Origin of the sequence: Hymenobacter coccineus (assembly GCF_001816125.1) — a bacterium.
GTDB lineage: Bacteria > Bacteroidota > Bacteroidia > Cytophagales > Hymenobacteraceae > Hymenobacter > Hymenobacter coccineus.
In genome coordinates, this window is record NZ_MDZA01000222.1 from 22,601 (window position 1) to 38,779 (window position 16,179).

A 16,179-nucleotide genomic window follows, 5' to 3' on the forward strand; every position below is an offset into this window, starting at 1 on the left:
CGGTGCCCGGCAGGACCAGCGGTGAAGTGAGCGAAAAAGGAAAAGTCCGGCATAGGGGCGCGCGAGGTGGGTAGAACTGGCAAAGCCGTGGGCTAATCCCGGGAGGCTGGCCGCGCCCGAATGGTTGCATGCCCGCTCGCCACCCTTAAAATAAGTTAATTAGCAGGAATAAATAACACGGCTTCGCAACAAGGAACACGCATTTAATGTATGTACATTGGTGTTGCTTGCCTCCCCAATATTTCTTTTTTCCACCCAACCCCCACCCCCATGAAAACGCTGATTGTGTTTTATTCCACCTACGGCCACGTCTGGAAGCTGGCCGAGGCCATTGCCGAAGGCGCCCGCCAAGTGGCTGGCAACGAAGTAATCGTGAAGCGAGTGCCCGAAACGCTGCCCAAGGAAGTGCTCGACAAGACCGGTGCCACCGGGGCCCAGCAGGCCTTCGCCCACGTGCCCGTGGCCACGCCCGACGAACTGACGGAGTACGACGCCATTATCTTCGGCACGCCCACGCGCTATGGCAACCTTTGCGGCCAGATGCAGGCGTTCATGGACAGCACCGGCGGCCTGTGGGCCAAGGGGGCCCTGGTGGGCAAAGTGGGCGGCGCCTTCGTGAGCACGGCCACCCAGCACGGCGGCCAGGAAGAAACCATCCGCAACTTCCATACCGAGCTGCTGCACCACGGCTTCGTCATCGTGGGCCTTCCCTACGCCTGGCAGGGCCAGATGGGCCACGAGGAAGTGACCGGCGGCACGCCCTACGGCGCCAGCACCGTGGCCGGCGGCAAAGGCGAGCGCCAACCCAGCGAGAACGAGCTGGAAGGTGCCCGCTTCCAAGGCCGCCACACGGCCGAAATTGCCAGCAAGCTGGCCAAATAGCTGTCAGTTAACAGTTATCAGTAACAATGAACAGCCGTTCCGGTAGCCTAATTGGCCACTAGAACGGCTGTTCATTGTTAACTGATAACTGTTAACTGACCCCGTTCCAGATGTCCCAGGCGGCTTCGGCTTGCAGGCACAGCATCTCGTAGCCGTTCTTCACCTGGGCCCCGGCGGCTAGGCCGCGGGCCATAAAGGCGGTTTCGCGCGGGTTGTACACCAAGTCGTAGAGGAAGTGGCCGGGCGTTAAGGCCCCATAGGGCAGGTCTGGGGCCTCCGCCACGTGCGGGAAGGTGCCCACCGGCGTGGTGTTGACGATGAGCGGGTGCGCGGCCAATACCGCCGGCGTCAGGTCGGCGTAGGTGAGGCCCGGGGCTCCCGGGCGGCGGCCCACCCGCTGGTACGGAATGCCGAGGTCGTGCAAAGCGGCTTCCACGGCTTTGGCGGCGCCGCCCATGCCCAGCACTAGGGCGGGAGTATTGGGGCCCCCAGCGGGAAAAAACCGGCGTAGCGACTCGCGGAAGCCGATGTAGTCGGTGTTGTGGCCCACCAGGCGGCCGTCGGGGCGCACGTCAATCACGTTCACGGCGCCGATGCGGGCCGCGGCGGGCACCACTTCGTCCAGCAGGGGTAGCACGTCCTGCTTGTAGGGCACCGTCACGTTCAGACCCCGCAGGCCCTGATGGGCGCGCAGCAGCGCCGGCAGCTCGGCAGCGGTGGGCAGCTCAAACAGGTCGTAGCGGCAGTCGGCCAGGCCTAGGTCCAGGAACTTCTGGGTGAAATAGGTTTGCGAAAACGAGTGGCCGAGCGAGCGGCCGATGAGTCCAAACTCACGCATGGGGCAGGAATAAAAACGGGCGGCTACTTCGCCGGGGCCCCGGGCTGGGGCCCCAGCTTGCCTTTGAGGAACGACCACAGCGGCGGCAGCACCGACAGGGCGATGATGCCCAGCACGACCAGCTCAAAGTTTTTCTTCACCGCCTCAATGTTGCCGAACAGGTAGCCCGCCAGCGTCAGCACCACCACCCACAGCACAGCTCCCACGATGCTGTACGAGGCGAAGTGGCGGTACGTCATGGTGCCCACGCCGGCCACAAATGGCGCAAACGTGCGCACAATGGGCACGAAGCGCGCCATGATGATGGTTTTGCCGCCGTGCTTGGCGTAGAACGCCTGCGTCTGCTCCAGGTACTTGCGCTTCAGAAACCGAAAATCCTGCTGGAACACCCGGGGCCCTAGGTAGTCACCCACGGCGTAGTTCACGTTGTCGCCGATGAAGGCCGCCGCAATCAGCAGCGGGATAATCACCCACACGCTCAGGCCGGTTTCGGGGCGGGCCGCCAGGGCCCCCGCGGCAAACAGCAGCGAGTCGCCGGGCAGAAAAGGGAAGATGATGATGCCCGTTTCGGTGAAGATGATGAGGAACAGGATCAGGTAGGTGAGGCTGCCGTAGTCGTGCACCACGTTCACGAGGGTTTTGTCGAGGTGCAGCAGCAGGTCGAAGAAGTGTTTAATGATTTCCATTAGGCGCGAAAAGAATAGACAACAAAGAAAACCGCCCCGGCGCAAAGCCCGGACAGTCAAAACGCTGGCCCCTGCCAAGAGACCAGCGTTTCGGTAAAGACGGGCCGGGGCCCCGGGCTAGCCGCGGGGCATGGAGGTGCCGGGCTTGCTGGTTTTGGCGGCGGGGTGGAACATTGGGTCCACCGCGTCCATGTCGAGGAAGTCGGTGAACGTGTCGCCGCGCAGACCCAGGCGGATGGTTTCGAGGCTCACCACTTCGTTGGGAGCAATGTTGCCTAGGTTCACGTTGGTGCCAAGCAGCTTGATGAACCACACCTGCTGGGCCTTTTGCGGGGCCTCCCAGATGATTTTTTCGCCCGGAATCTTGGTCAGAATCTCCTCTACCAAGCCCGAGCGCACCTCGCCGGTGCTGCGGAACAGGCCCACGTTGCCGCCCTCGCGGGCCTCGCCGATGACCTTGATGGCGCCAGCTTCCAGCTCGGCCGCCATCTGCGAGATCCACTTGTAGGGCGGAATGATCTTCTCGGCGTCCTTGCTGCCCACTTCGCTCAGCACCCGCACGGTCTTGCTCAGGTCGCGGATGAATTCGCACTTGCGGTCGTGGGCCAGGTCGATGCTGCCGTCCGATACCTCGGCGTACTCCATTTGGTACTGGTCGAGCAGGCGGCGGTAGTCGTCGAACTGGTTGCGGATGATAAAGGCCTCGAACAGCGTGCCCCCGAAGTACACCGGGATGCCGGCCGACCGGTAAATTTCCAGCTTGCGCTTCAGGTTGGGCACCACATACGACGTGGCCCAGCCCAGCTTCACCACGTCGGTGTAAGCGGCGCCCACTTCCAGAAAGTCTTCCACTTCGCGCAGGCTCATGCCCTTGTCCATCACCATGGTATAGCCTTGCTCGCGGGGCTTGGCGGTGCGGTCGGGGAGTTGGTTAATCGAGTAATTCATGGGCAAAAACAAGCGGAAAATGGGCCGGCAAGTGCGGCAAAAAACAAAAAGCCTGCCCACCCCGAAGGGCAGGCAGGCACAAAAATAGCAACGGGGGCCTCACCGCTACGAACGGTGCTGATCGATGAGGCGCAACAAAGCCGGCTGGCGGCGCAGCTCAGGGAAGTAATCGAACAGCAGCGTGTGCTGGTCGTAGTTCAGGGCCAGGGCCGTTTCCAGCGACTGGTACGCCTCGCGCAAGTGGCCGTCGGCCAGCAAGTACGCGCAGCGCATATAGTGGAAATGGGCCTCGTGGGGGTGCAGCTCCACGGCGTGCTGCACCAGCGCCGCGGCCTCGCCAAAGTGCCCCTGCTCGTAGAGAATAGCGCTCCAGTTCACCCAGCCCTGGGCTTCCTCGGGGGCCACTTCGGTGGCTTTTTCGTAGGCCTCCAGGGCACTCACGACGTTGCCCACCTGGTTTTCGGCCGCGCCCAGCGCCGCCCAGTACTCGCCGCTTTCGCCGTACAGCTCGGTGGCCTTGCGGAAGAAGTGGATGGCTTCCATCCAGCGCTCCTGCTCCTGCATCAGCACACCCTGGCCAAACCAGGCTTCGTCCATCTCCGGGTTCACCTCCAAAGCCTGGCGGTAGAAGCGCCGGGCCGAGTCCCACTCGCGCAGCTTCTCGTAGCACTCGCCGATGTTGCACAGGGCCTCGTCGGTGGGCTCGCCGGGCGCATAGCTCAGTTCAAACTCAGCAATGGCCTTGCGGAATTCCTCCTGGCACACAAAGGCGTCGGCCAGCCAATGGTGGGCGTCGTAAAAATCGGGGCTGATGACGATGGCGTAATCAAACGCCTCGGCGGCCTTCGTGAAGTCCTCGCGCCGGTACCAGTACTGGCCCAGGTTGTACCAAGCCATGGCCGCGTAGGGGTCGTCGTCGGTGAATTTCTGGAAGAACTCCAGGTGCTCCTCCAAGCGGCCGCTGATTTCCAGGCAGTGCAGCAACTCCTGCACGCCGGTTTCGTTGTCGGGGTTCAGGCGTAGGCTCTGCTTGTAGTGCTTGGCGGCGCTCTTGAATTTCTGCCAGCTCTGGTACGCCAGGCCCAGGTTGAAGTGGATGTCGTCGCGCTCAGGCTCCTGCTCCAGCCCTACCTGAAAAAACGCCACGGCCTCGGCAAACTGCCCGCGCTGGGTGCTGATGATGCCCCGCGTCACGGCCACGTCGGCATTGGTGGGGTCGATGGTGGCCACGTGGTCAATCTGGCGCTCGGCTTCGGTGTAGTCGCCGCGCATGGCCGTCACCTGGGCCCGGTCAATAAGCAGCTCGGTGGAGAAAGGGTACTGGCCGAGCGCGGCTTCGCACGCCTGCAGCGCCTCCTCAAAGCGGGCGCTGGTGACGTAGTGGTCAATGATTAATTCAAAGTCTTCCAGGTCGAAGAAAACAGACTCTTGGCGGGCCTGCATTTGCTCGAAGCGCCGAACGGTGTCAAGCACGGCTCGGTGGTTTTCATAATGTTCGTTCATTCGCATAGTATCGCCGCTAATCCCCGGGGCTGGTGCGACCCGGCCCGGCCGCTAAAGCCGGGCGCAGTGCAACCGGTGGGCACCGGGACTTAACCAATATTACTAACAATATTCCCCAAAATCCGTGCGATTAACGAAAAAACTCCCCGCTGCGGATGGATAAGCCATTATTAGCTAAAGCTACGTTGCCGGTGGGGTTACCACCAAATTGGTCGCGCACCAAGCAATGGTTTCGGGTAAGGGCTTGAAGGAAAGTCCCGTTGCCTGCTGCACCCGCGCGCTGGCGTAGGTAATGGGGTAGCGGCCGGCGCGGGCCGTGTCGCGGGTAATGAGCGGCCGGGCCCCCGTTAGCAAAGCCCGCACGTGCTCGAGCCGCCAGATGCCCTCAGCCGCCCAGTCGGGCACGGCCAACGTGGGCGGGCGCCGGCCCAGCGCCGCCGCCGCCTGCCCAAAGAAGTCGCCCAGCGGCAGGGCCCCGGCGCTGAGGATGAAGCGCTGGTCGCGCACCGTGGGCAAATCCAGGGCCAGGGCCAGCAGCTGGGCCACCACGTCGCGCACGTCCACGAAGTTGACCAGGCCCCTGGTGTAGAAGCGGTGCTGCTCGTAGGCGTAGCGCAGCAGGCGGGTGCTGCTGCGGTGCCAGTCGCCGGGCCCCAGCACCACCGACGGGTTCACGACGACGGTGGACAAGCCCTCGGCCGCGCCGCGCCACACCTCCAGCTCGCCCAAGTACTTGCTGGTGGCGTAGGCGGGATGGGCGGCCCCGAGGTCCCAGGTAGCGGCCTCCGTCACTACCTGGGGCCCCGGGGCCGTGGGCGTGCCCAGCGCCGCCACCGACGACACGTGCACCAGCCGGATGCCCGGCCGCTCCAGGCACGCGTCCACCACGCCCGCCGTGCCGTCCACGTTCACGCGCTGAAGCAATTCCACGTCCTGCGGCGCGTACGACACCAGCCCGGCGCAGTGAAACACGTGCGTGACGTCGGGCGTGAGGGCCGCCCGCAGCAAGTCGGTATCGAGCAGGTCGCCGGCCAGCCACTCCACGCCCGGGGCCCCATCGGCGGGCACGGGGCCCCGGTGCAGGGCGCGCACCGTCAGTCCCCGCGCCCGCAGGGCCCGCAGCAAGAAAGAACCGATGAGCCCGGTGCCGCCCGTGACAAAAACCATGAATCAGAGCGTTTTATTAAGCAGCGGCAAATTCAAAAGCCGCTGGTAGTAGGGGGAGGCCGCTACTTTGCGGCCCAGCGTGGAGGTGTGGCGTAGGTGGTGCGTATCGGTGCCTACAAAGTCCACGAGCCGCGCGTCAATCAGCTGTTCGGCAATCTTCTGCGCGGCGGGCGAGTAGTAGCCGGCCAGCGAATTCAGGTTGACTTGCAGCAGCACCCCGTAGTCGCGGCGTAGCTTCTCAATGTCGGCCAGCCGCCCGTAGAGGTAGGTGTAGCGCTCGGGGTGGGCCAGCACCGGCTGGTAGCCCTGCGCCTTCAGCTCGAAGATGGTTTCGAATAAATTAAGTGGCTCGTTCAGGTACGACGTCTCGAACAGCAGGTAGCGCTGGGGCCCCCCAAAGGTGAGCATCTCGGTGCCATCCGTCAGCTTTTGCCCCAGAAACTCGTCGAGGTAATACTCCGCCGCGCACTCCAGCACCACATCGCCCAGGCCCGCGGCGGCGGCCGCCGTGCGCAGCAGCCCCAGGGCCCCCCGGATGCTCTCGGGCGTGTTTTTGTAAAAATCGCCCATGATGTGGGGCGTCATCACCAACCGCGTAAACCCCAACCGGCGCAGCTCGCGCAGCAGGGCCAGCGCGTCTTCCAGCGTCGCCGCACCATCGTCGAGGCCCGGCAGCAGGTGCGAGTGCATGTCGGTGCCCAGCGCCGCCAGGGCCCCATCCGGCGCGGGGCCCGCGGCAACGGGTGCGGCGGCCGGGCCAAAAAGCCGTTGCCAAAAAGTAGCCATCGGTATAGGTCGGGGCCCTGAAAAGACCTACTTAAAGAGGCGGCCCAGCTTCTGCGCCAGCGTGGGGGGGGGCGCCGAGCCGTGGTCCTCGTAATAGCCTTGGCCGTACGTGCCGCTACCGTAGCCGTACCCGTACCCGTACCCGTAGCCATACGCGCCCTTCGACTGGGCATCGTTGAGAATAGTGCACATGCGGGTGAGGTTATTGGTGCGCATCAGGCGGTTCATATTCTTAATGAAGGCCTTGCGGGAGTAATCGGCCCGCACAATGTAAATCGGAATATCGGCCCGCCGCATGATCAGAATGCCGTCGGTTACCAGCCCCACCGGCGGCGTGTCGATCATCACCACATCGTAGCTTTCATACAACTCATTCAACATCTGGTCGAACCGGGGGCTGAGGATGAGCTCGGACGGGTTAGGTGGCGTGGGCCCCGCCGAGATGAATTGCAGCGCGTCGATGGACGTGTGCTGAATGCATTCCGCCACCGAGTGCCGGTCAATCAGGATGGTGCTCACGCCCTTCACGTTTTCCGCCCCAAACGCCAGGTTCACCTTCGGCTTGCGCATGTCGAGGTCGAGCACAATCACGCGCTGCCCCGACATGGCAATAATACCGGCCAGGTTAACCGTGACAAACGTTTTGCCCTCGCCCGATATCGTGGACGTCACCGAAATCAGCCGCTTTTTCTTGGCAGAGCTGATGAAGTCCAGATTGGTGCGAATGGAACGGATGGCTTCGGAAATGGCCGATTTGGGGTTGTCGTTCACCACTAGGCGCGACACCTCCATCTTTTCCTTGTCGTAGGTGGGAATCACGCCCAACACGGCGGCCTGGGTGCTACGCTCCAACTCGCGGGTGTTCGTGATGGTGTTGTGCAGCAGGTACCGCACGGCTATCAGCCCAAGCCCTAGAAACAGGCCCCCGGCCAGCCCAATGGCGTAAACCATAAGCCGAACCGGCGAAATAGGTACCCGCGGTTCTGAAGCAGGAAACAAAATCTGGAAGTCAGCAGTGGTGCCGGCTTTTTGGATGTTGTAATCTACTTTTTTGCCCATCAGCATGGTGTACGTTCCCTCGGCCAAGGCGAGCGGACGTTGCAAGCGGGCCTGCTCGGTAGCCCGGCTAGGCAGCCCCTGTTGCTTAGCGTCAAGCTTGTTTTGCTGCCGGTCGAGCAGCGCGATTCTGTTGGCTAAAGCTTTGCGCGCCTGCGTAATCTGCCGTAAAATACTACTCAAGGTGTAATCCATCTGCGCATTCTTCTGCTGCACGGCCTCGGTGGCCCCAGTATAAGAGCGCCTTACCCGCTCCTGGTCCCACTGCATGCCGTTGAGTTGACCCAACAGTTGGCTCAGCACGGGGTCGTTGATGTCTCCTAGGCCCGGGATGCTTTGCTCTACCGTCTCCTCCTCGTTCCGGGTAATGTGGGTTTGCTGCACCATACGGGATATGTCGCTCAGCAACACAAGGTTTTGGTTCAGCTTCAGCCGTTGCTCCTCTAAGTCCTCGCCCTTGGCAGCTAGCGCCGCCACCTCCGACCTCACGTCGTACGTCTTCGTTTGTTCAACAAAACCTTGGTAGCGGTTCTCGGCACGCTCCAAATTATCGTAATTAACTTCAAGCTGTTGGTCGAGGTAGCGAAGCGTGCGGGCGGTGTTTTCCTGCTCGCGCAACACCTTAGCCCGCTGGTACACCGTATCAACCTTATTGACGATGCGCTGGGCCTTCCTAGGGTTGAAGTCTGTAAAAGAAATCTGGATGGTGTTTGCGTCGGCGCTCGAAATATCGACGGCCAGATTTTTTTCTAAGTAGGCATTTACCGTGCCTTGGTCTTGGATGGTGAAATGGTATTTTGCAGCTAAGGATGCGGGCCCAAAGTATTGCGTTGGCGTCACCTTCAAATCGAGGCCAGGTAGCGTTACCTGTTTCCCAAGCTCATACTCCCCATCCAAGGCTGTTCCCGGTCCGCTGTAGCTAATGCTGTAGCGCGTAGCACTGATAAATGCTAGGCTGATTTTTTGGTTATACAGCCCTTCGTCTTTAACTGTATACGCAATCCGGAACGGTGAAATACCATACAGCTCGCTTTCCAGTACCGTGCCTTGTACGTAATAATTCACGTACAAATCCAGCGAATCGCGCAGTTGTCTATAGATAATTTCTGATTTAATCAACTGAACCTCACCAGCTAGCTTGCTGCCAGCGCGGGGATCAGCAGTAGGCCCACCTAGCCCCACTACACCAGCTTCGCTGCGTTGGTCTATCTTAAGCAGCGAAGTAGACTTAAATACCGGTTTAGTGTAACGTAAATACAGCCAAGCTGCGGACCCTCCTAGGCCTAACAGCAATAGCAGCCACAGCAAGCTGCGCCGCGCCACCAGTGCCAGCGTGGATAAATCCAGCCCACCATCGGCTTCTTCGTCGGCCGCCACGCCAACGGTTGCGGCAGTAGGTGGCTCCGTGCCACCGTCGATGGCGTTGCGGATAAGAGCCTCTAGCTCCGCATTCTCGTTTATAGCCATTTTGATGGGTTTGATAATTCTATTATAATCAATAATTGTATAAAAAGATGTTTTGCCGATTCTTATTATTTGCTATTGTTAATAACCAAGTAAGTAATTGTAATAACCAGTGAAGTAATACTGGCTGCAAACCCGATAATGGGTGCCGAATCAGTCAGGTTTTCCAATAATGGGCGGCGAATTGGATCGATGTAAATGACATCGTTTGGCTCCACTTGCAAATTGGCGCGCCGCATACCGGAAATTGTGGTCAGGTCTATCTGCTCTATCTGAGGATATTTCAAATTGCCCCGGATAATGCGAATATTGTCAGCCCGGCCACCGTACCTATACAAGCTACTACCACCCCCGCCCCCGCCGTCTACGCCGCCGGCTAGGGCCAGCACTTCGAGCAGGTTCATGTTATCGTTCGTCAGCGGAATGACCCGGCCACCCTGGGACCCCAGTAAAATAATGCGGTTGTTGGTCACGCGCGTCATTACAAAAGGCTCAACGTAGTATTTGCCGTAGCTGATCTGGAGCACGCTGTCGGCCTGAAGCAGCGAAAGGCCACTCACCCTTACTCGGTTCACTAAAGGCAACCTGACAGTGCCATCGGCCTGCACCAAAAAAGAGGTTCCCGAGCCTTGCTGTCCGCCGCCCGACGAGCCACCGTTGGCGCCGGTCATTCCGGTAATGGGGGCCCCACCCGTACCGCCAAATTGCAACTCACCGTTGGGGTCCAGAATCCGCTCGCCTTTATTGGTGTTGACGCGGACTTCGAGGTAGTCGTTGGGTTGGATGAGGTAATTGCGCGCTGTCCGGTTCACCGCTACTCGGAGCTTGGCTGTATCGATGGCCCGGCCGCGCTCGTCGGTGAGGCGGAACATGGTGCGCTGGTTGTAGTAGCGCGTCGAAGCACACGAAGAGAACAGCAGTGCGGTCAGCAGGCAGCCAAGGAAGAGTTGCCCGAAACGGCCGGAAATAGAAGGGGACATGCAGACCAAAAAGGTGCTGATAATAGGAATGATTTAACGGAACGTTCGTCGGGGATTAGCAGAATGCTCCTGAAAAGCTTCAAAAGTAACACGTTTGCTTCATGCGGCTGATGCAATGCGTTATATATGGGAGGCAACCTTAAGATTTTCAACTGGTAGGGGCGTACTTTTGCGTATCACGAACTAGCGTTAGTTAGCTGTGCGTTTTAGTCCTGATTCTTATTCTCTTATTCCCACCCATCACTTGCTTATGGAAGCCGTAGCCACCGAGAACCAAACCCTGATTGCGCAAATGGTGCGCGACTTTGGGGCCCAGTACATTCAGCCCCACATCATGGAGTGGGACGAAAGCCAGGAGTTTCCCCGCGACGTGTTTCGCCGGTTGGGCGAGCTGGGGCTGATGGGTGTGCTGGTGCCCACCGAGTACGGTGGGGCCGGCTTTGGCTATCCCGAGTACGTGACGGCCATTGCCGAGTTGTCGCGCATCGACGGCAGCATTGGCCTGAGCATGGCGGCGCACAACTCGCTGTGCACAGGCCACATCTTGCAGCACGCCTCGGAAGCTCAGAAGCAGCAGTACCTGCCCCGCCTGGCCTCGGGCGAGTGGCTGGGGGCCTGGGGCCTCACCGAGCCCAACACGGGCTCCGATGCCGGCAACATGCGCACCACGGCCACGCTCGACGGCGACGCCTACGTGCTGAACGGGGCCAAAAACTTCATTACCCACGGCAAGTCCGGCGACGTAGCCGTGGTCATTGCCCGCACCGGCGAGGTGGGCGACTCGCACGGCATGACGGCCTTCATCGTGGAGCGCGGCACGCCGGGCTTCGCGGCCGGACGCAAGGAGAATAAGCTGGGCATGCGCGCTTCCGAAACCACGGAAATGATTTTCACCGATTGCCGCGTGCCCGTGGCGAACGTCATCGGCGCGGTAGGGGAGGGATTTGTGCAGTCGCTGAAGGTGCTCGACGGTGGGCGCATTAGCATTGCAGCCCTCAGCCTGGGCATTGCCCAGGGGGCCCTGGACGCGGCCATCCAGTACAGCAAGGAGCGCCAGCAGTTCAACAAGCCCATCAGCCAGTTCCAGGGCATCGCCTTCAAACTGGCCGACATGGCCACCGAAATCGAAGCCGCTCGCCTGCTCACCTACCGCGCCGCGGAGATGAAGGACGCCGGCCTGAACGTGAACCGCGAATCGGCCATGGCCAAGCTCTACGCCTCCGAGGTGAGCGTGCGCGTGGCCAACGAAGCGGTGCAGATTTTTGGCGGCTACGGCTATACCAAGGACTACCCGGTAGAGAAGTTTTACCGCGACGCCAAGCTGTGCACCATTGGCGAAGGCACCAGTGAAATTCAGAAACTGGTAATTGCCCGCACGTTGCTGAAGTAAATCAGTGATTTTGCCTGGTTGACCGTGATTACGCTGATTTTTTCTGCTTAGCGATGGCTCTGGACTGGCCCGCTGAAAAAAAAACAGCGTAATCGCGGTTAATCATTACTAATCAATGATTATCTTTGCGGCCCGATTTACTCGGCTTCCCGCCTGACATTTTTTCGAAATCCCTGATATGATCATCATCCAAATCAAAGACAACGAGTCGGTTGACCGCGCCCTGAAACGCTTCAAAAAGAAATTCGAGCGCACCGGTGTGCTGAAAGAGCTGCGTCGCCGCACGTTCTTCCAGAAGCCGAGCGTGACGGATCGCAAGCTGAAGCAGAAGGCTGTGTACAAGCTGGCCACCTACGGCACGCCCAACGAATAGGCTCCTGTTTTGTGGATAAAAAACCGGCTGGTTGGCCCCTTGGGGCCCGCCAGCCGGTTTTTTCGAATCGGCTAAGGCTAAATGCCGCGGGTAAATAAAAAAATAGTACTTTGGACGCCCGGCCCCACAAGCCGGGCTTTTTTGTTGTTCGCATGGAGGCGTTTTTTGATTTTTTGCAGTTCGAGCGGCGCTACAGTCCGCACACTGTGCTTTCGTACCGCACCGACCTGGGCCAGTTTGCCGCTTACCTGCTGGCGGAAGGCGACGCGGAGGGCCCCCAGCAGGCCACGCACCACACCATCCGCGGCTGGGTGGTGGCCCTGATGCAGCAAGACCTGGACCCGCGCACCGTAAACCGAAAAGTGGCTTGCCTGCGCTCGTACTACAAATTCCTGCTGCGTACCAACGCCATTGCGGCCAACCCCATGTTGCGCATCAAGGCCCCCAAAATGGCTAAAAAGCTGCCCGAATTCGTGCCCGAGGCGGCGCTGAATGGGCTGCTGAACTCGTTTGAGTTTGAAGACTCCTTTGCCGGGCAACGCGACCAACTGGTGCTGGAGATGCTGTACGGCACGGGCATCCGCCTCTCGGAGCTGCTAGGCATGGAGGCGGCCGATGTGAGCCTGCCCGGCGGCACGGTGCGCGTCACGGGCAAGGGCAACAAGCAGCGCCTCGTGCCGCTTAACCCCACACTGCTGCAAGTATTGGCCAAGTACCAAGCCCGCCGGGCCCACGAGTTTGGGGCCCTGCCGGGGCCCCTGCTGCTCACCGATAAGGGCGCGCCGCTCTACGAAAAGCACGTGTACCGTACCGTGAAGCAATATTTGAGCACCGTCACCACGTCGGCGGCGCAGCAGCACCCGCACGCGCTGCGCCACGCCTTTGCCACGCACTTGCTAGGCAAGGGCGCCGACCTCAACGCCATCAAGGAACTGCTGGGCCACGCCAGCCTGGCGGCCACCCAGGTGTACACCCATATGTCCGTCGACCGCCTAAAATCCGTATTTGATCAGGCCCACCCGCGGGCTTAAACGCGGGGTTTGCTAATTTCTTCACCCTCAATTCCTTCTTCGCCCTATGAAAGTTCAGATGAATGCGGTGCATTTCACTGCCGACCAAAAGCTGCTCGATTTTATCCAGCAGCGGCTCAATAAGCTGGAAACCTTTTACGATAAAGTGACCGGCGGAGAAGTTATTTTGCGAGTCAATAACAAAGATGGCGCGGCCAATAAAACCGTCGAGATAAAGCTGCTGGTACCCGGCGGCACCCTGTTCAGCGAGGAAGATGCTACTTCGTTCGAAGCCGCGACCGATGCGGCCACCGAAAACCTGCGCCGCCAAATTGTGAAGCACAAGGAAAAAACCTTGCAAACCCACTAGTACCGAACCAACGGCCGGCGTCTGCCAACCGTCAGCCATCCACATAAAAAAGGGGCCCCAACTGATTCACTCAGTCGGGGCCCCTTTCGTTACCGAAAAACTAACCGCGGGCCTTACAGGCCGAAGGCTGCCTTGATTTTGGGCACGTAGTCGAGCTTTTCCCAAGTAAAGGTTTCGAAGATTTTTACCTCGCCATTGGGCATGGTGACTTGCTTGCTGCCGGGCGTGCGGCCCATATGGCCGTAGGCGGCGGTTTCACCGAAAATAGGATTTTGCAGGCCTAGGCGCTGCACAATGGCGTAGGGGCGCAGGTCGAACAGCTCCTTCACCTTGCTGGCGATGGCGCCGTTGGACAGCGGTTTGCCGTCGGGCCCCAGCGCCTTAGTGCTGCCGTAAGTGTCTACGAACACACCCACCGGCTCGGCCACGCCGATGGCGTAGGCCACTTGCACGAGGGCGTGGTCGGCAACGCCAGCGGCCACCAGGTTTTTGGCAATGTGGCGGGTGGCGTAGGCCGCCGAGCGGTCCACTTTGCTCGAGTCTTTGCCCGAGAAGGCACCGCCGCCGTGGGCCCCTTTGCCGCCGTAGGTATCCACGATGATCTTGCGGCCGGTGAGGCCTGAGTCGCCGTGGGGGCCCCCGATAACGAATTTGCCCGTGGGATTGATGTGGTAGGTGATGTCGTCGGTGAAGAGCTTCTGCACGTCGGGGCCCAAGCTGGCCAGCACGCGCGGTACGAGCACGGCTTGCACATCGGCCTTAATTTTAGCCAGCATGGTGGCCTCGTCGGCGTCGAACTCGTCGTGCTGGGTGCTCACCACGATGGTGTCGATGGCCTCCGGGGTGCCGTTGTCGGCGTAGCGAATCGTGACCTGGCTCTTGGCGTCGGGGCGCAGGTAAGGCATGTCGCGAGCCTCGCGCCGGATGGCGGCCAACTCTTGCAGCAGGCGGTGCGAGAGGTCGAGGGCCAGGGGCATGTAGTTGTCGCTCTCGCGGGTGGCGTAGCCAAACATCATGCCCTGGTCGCCGGCGCCCTGGTCTTCGGCCGTGGCGCGCACCACGCCCTGGTTGATGTCGGGCGACTGCTCGTGCAGGCGGTTCATTACCTCGCAGGTGTCGGCGTTGAAGAGGTACTCGGGCTTGTCGTAGCCAATGCGGCGGATGGTGGCCCGGATGAAAGGCTCGGCGTCCACGCGGGCCGTCGATTTGATTTCGCCGGCCACCAGCGCGAAATCGGTGGTCACCAGGGTTTCGCAGGCTACTTTGGCGGCCGGGTCCTGCCGCAGGTATTCGTCCAGGATGGCGTCGGAAATCTGGTCCGCAACTTTATCGGGATGGCCTTCCGAAACCGATTCGGAGGTGAACAGGTAGGGCATAGAACGGGAAGAGAAGCAATAAAAAGCAAAAAAACCAACCGCTTACGCGGTCAAAGCCACCGCGTGGGCGAACGGCAAAACTACGCCACGCCGCCCGAAGGCGCGGGCCCCGCTGGGGCGGCATCGGCCAAACTGGGCAGTACGGCTTTCTCGCAAACCAGCACCACGGGCCGGCCGCGCAAGTCGGTGGTGGCAAACAAATACGTGTCGCCGCCCTCGCGGATGCCCGTGCGCAGCCGGAAATCGGCCACCGAATCGGGGAAATTGCGGGTCGTGACGTGGGCGCGGGCCTCGGGGCCCAAGTGCGCCTTCAAGGCCGCGCCATCGGCCTTCTCCACCGCCAGCACCCGGAAAATACGCCCCGGAAAATCAGCCCGCAGCGTGGCTGATGTGTATAAATGGCTGTGCTGGTGCAGCTTCAGGAGCTCAAACGCGGTGCCGATGCTCCGAAAGGCCCCCGCTTTGAGCACGGCCGCGTTGGGTTCGTAGAGGAACTGCTGGGCCTCGGCGTAGCGCGGCACGGCCCGGGCCTCGCGGGCTTTATTGAGGCGGAACTCCTGCCGGGTGCCGTCGCGCCGCAGGTTCAGGGCGAAGCGCTCGGGGTCTACGGCGGGCTCGGGGCCCAGCTCGTACAGTACCTCCTTCACTTCATTATCCAAGGCCAGCACCCAGAGGCGGCGCACGTGCTTCAGTTCCTGCACGGCCTGCTCGATGTCGAGCATGGGCGAGGTTTTGAGCAGCACGCGGTCGGCCTTATGCAGCAGCAGCGGCAGCAGGTGCAGCACATCGGGCTCGCAGTCGGTGAGCCGGAAAATCTTGCGCGAAGCGGTGTCGCGCCGGGCCGGGTCGAGGTAAATCCAGTCGTAGTGGTGGGGCGTGGCCTTGAGGAACGCCAGCGCGTCGGCGTGATGCACTGCCACGTTGTCAATGCCGAGCAGCCGGAAATTGTAGCGCACCACGGCCGCCAGCTGCGGGCTGCGCTCCACGTAATCGACCTGGGCCACGCGGGCGGCAAAATGCGCCGCATCGGCTCCAAAGCCGCCGGTGAGGTCGGCCAGCCGCTCGCCGTCCACGAGCCCAGCCTTGAAGGTGGCCGTGCGCTCCGACGAGGCCTGCTCGACCGACAGGGCGGGCGGAAAAGCCAGGTCGGGATTGGCGGCCCAGGCGGGGAGCTTGCTTTGGGCCTTCTGGCGGGCCTGGATTTGGCGTACCAGCTCGGGAACGGGTAGGCCGGGGTGGCGGCGGGCTTGCAAGGCCAGGTGGGCGGGGTCGTCGTGCAAATGCGCGGCCACGTAGCGACGGGCCGCCTCGGGCAAAGGGAATTCCATGTAAGCGGGTATACGGGAAAAA

The 16,179-nt window shown here is 61.0% G+C and carries 15 protein-coding genes; 5 read left to right on the top strand and 10 right to left on the bottom strand.

Annotated elements, in window-relative coordinates:
• The first annotated feature begins 270 nt into the window (after nucleotides 1-270).
• Nucleotides 271-882 carry an NAD(P)H:quinone oxidoreductase gene (gene wrbA, locus BEN49_RS13300; protein WP_070744162.1) on the top strand — a complete coding sequence of 204 codons (612 nt, stop codon included), beginning with the start codon at nucleotides 271-273 and terminating at the stop codon, nucleotides 880-882.
• 91 nt (nucleotides 883-973) lie between these two features.
• Here wrbA and BEN49_RS13305 read toward each other — a convergent pair whose 3' ends face one another.
• The 8 genes from BEN49_RS13305 to BEN49_RS13340 form a co-directional block, all read right to left on the bottom strand.
• Entirely contained in the window at nucleotides 974-1,720 is a 747-nt protein-coding gene (locus BEN49_RS13305; protein WP_070744164.1) for a shikimate dehydrogenase family protein, read from the bottom strand.
• Nucleotides 1,721-1,743: 23 nt separating this feature from the next.
• The gene (locus BEN49_RS13310) at nucleotides 1,744-2,406 is read right to left on the bottom strand and encodes a DedA family protein (RefSeq protein ID WP_070744166.1); all 663 of its coding nucleotides are present in this window, start codon (nucleotides 2,404-2,406) and stop codon (nucleotides 1,744-1,746) included.
• Nucleotides 2,407-2,523: 117 nt separating this feature from the next.
• Nucleotides 2,524-3,354: a phosphosulfolactate synthase gene (locus BEN49_RS13315; RefSeq protein ID WP_070744276.1), complete on the bottom strand. Its 831-nt coding sequence runs from the start codon at nucleotides 3,352-3,354 to the stop codon at nucleotides 2,524-2,526.
• A gap of 105 nt (nucleotides 3,355-3,459) precedes the next feature.
• Entirely contained in the window at nucleotides 3,460-4,827 is a 1,368-nt protein-coding gene (locus BEN49_RS13320; protein ID WP_239691929.1) for a tetratricopeptide repeat protein, read from the bottom strand.
• A gap of 210 nt (nucleotides 4,828-5,037) precedes the next feature.
• Nucleotides 5,038-6,024, bottom strand: coding sequence for an NAD-dependent epimerase/dehydratase family protein (locus BEN49_RS13325; protein WP_070744171.1), 987 nt, complete (start codon nucleotides 6,022-6,024; stop codon nucleotides 5,038-5,040).
• 3 nt (nucleotides 6,025-6,027) lie between these two features.
• The gene (locus BEN49_RS13330) at nucleotides 6,028-6,810 is read right to left on the bottom strand and encodes a tyrosine-protein phosphatase (protein ID WP_070744173.1); all 783 of its coding nucleotides are present in this window, start codon (nucleotides 6,808-6,810) and stop codon (nucleotides 6,028-6,030) included.
• Between the two features lie 27 nt (nucleotides 6,811-6,837).
• A complete protein-coding gene (locus BEN49_RS13335) occupies nucleotides 6,838-8,706 on the bottom strand; it encodes a polysaccharide biosynthesis tyrosine autokinase (protein ID WP_070744176.1) in 1,869 nt (622 codons plus the stop codon).
• A gap of 692 nt (nucleotides 8,707-9,398) precedes the next feature.
• On the bottom strand, nucleotides 9,399-10,310 hold the full coding sequence (locus BEN49_RS13340; RefSeq protein WP_070744177.1) for a polysaccharide biosynthesis/export family protein: 912 nt from the start codon (nucleotides 10,308-10,310) through the stop codon (nucleotides 9,399-9,401).
• Between the two features lie 250 nt (nucleotides 10,311-10,560).
• On the opposite strand from BEN49_RS13340, the gene BEN49_RS13345 reads away from it, so the two are divergent.
• The 4 genes from BEN49_RS13345 (at nucleotide 10,561) to hpf (ending at nucleotide 13,453) form a co-directional block, all read left to right on the top strand.
• Nucleotides 10,561-11,700 carry an acyl-CoA dehydrogenase family protein gene (locus BEN49_RS13345; RefSeq protein ID WP_070744179.1) on the top strand — a complete coding sequence of 380 codons (1,140 nt, stop codon included), beginning with the start codon at nucleotides 10,561-10,563 and terminating at the stop codon, nucleotides 11,698-11,700.
• 178 nt (nucleotides 11,701-11,878) lie between these two features.
• On the top strand, nucleotides 11,879-12,073 hold the full coding sequence (gene rpsU / locus BEN49_RS13350; protein WP_068236499.1) for a 30S ribosomal protein S21: 195 nt from the start codon (nucleotides 11,879-11,881) through the stop codon (nucleotides 12,071-12,073).
• 152 nt (nucleotides 12,074-12,225) lie between these two features.
• A complete protein-coding gene (locus BEN49_RS13355; protein ID WP_070744181.1) occupies nucleotides 12,226-13,104 on the top strand; it encodes a tyrosine-type recombinase/integrase in 879 nt (292 codons plus the stop codon).
• A 46-nt stretch (nucleotides 13,105-13,150) separates the two neighbouring features.
• Nucleotides 13,151-13,453, top strand: coding sequence for a ribosome hibernation-promoting factor, HPF/YfiA family (gene hpf, locus BEN49_RS13360; RefSeq protein ID WP_068236493.1), 303 nt, complete (start codon nucleotides 13,151-13,153; stop codon nucleotides 13,451-13,453).
• Nucleotides 13,454-13,566: 113 nt separating this feature from the next.
• Here hpf and metK read toward each other — a convergent pair whose 3' ends face one another.
• The gene (gene metK, locus BEN49_RS13365) at nucleotides 13,567-14,829 is read right to left on the bottom strand and encodes a methionine adenosyltransferase (protein WP_070744183.1); all 1,263 of its coding nucleotides are present in this window, start codon (nucleotides 14,827-14,829) and stop codon (nucleotides 13,567-13,569) included.
• Between the two features lie 80 nt (nucleotides 14,830-14,909).
• Complete coding sequence (locus tag BEN49_RS13370; RefSeq protein WP_070744185.1) at nucleotides 14,910-16,157, bottom strand: class I SAM-dependent methyltransferase; 1,248 nt, start codon at nucleotides 16,155-16,157, stop codon at nucleotides 14,910-14,912.
• Nucleotides 16,158-16,179: the final 22 nt, after the last annotated feature.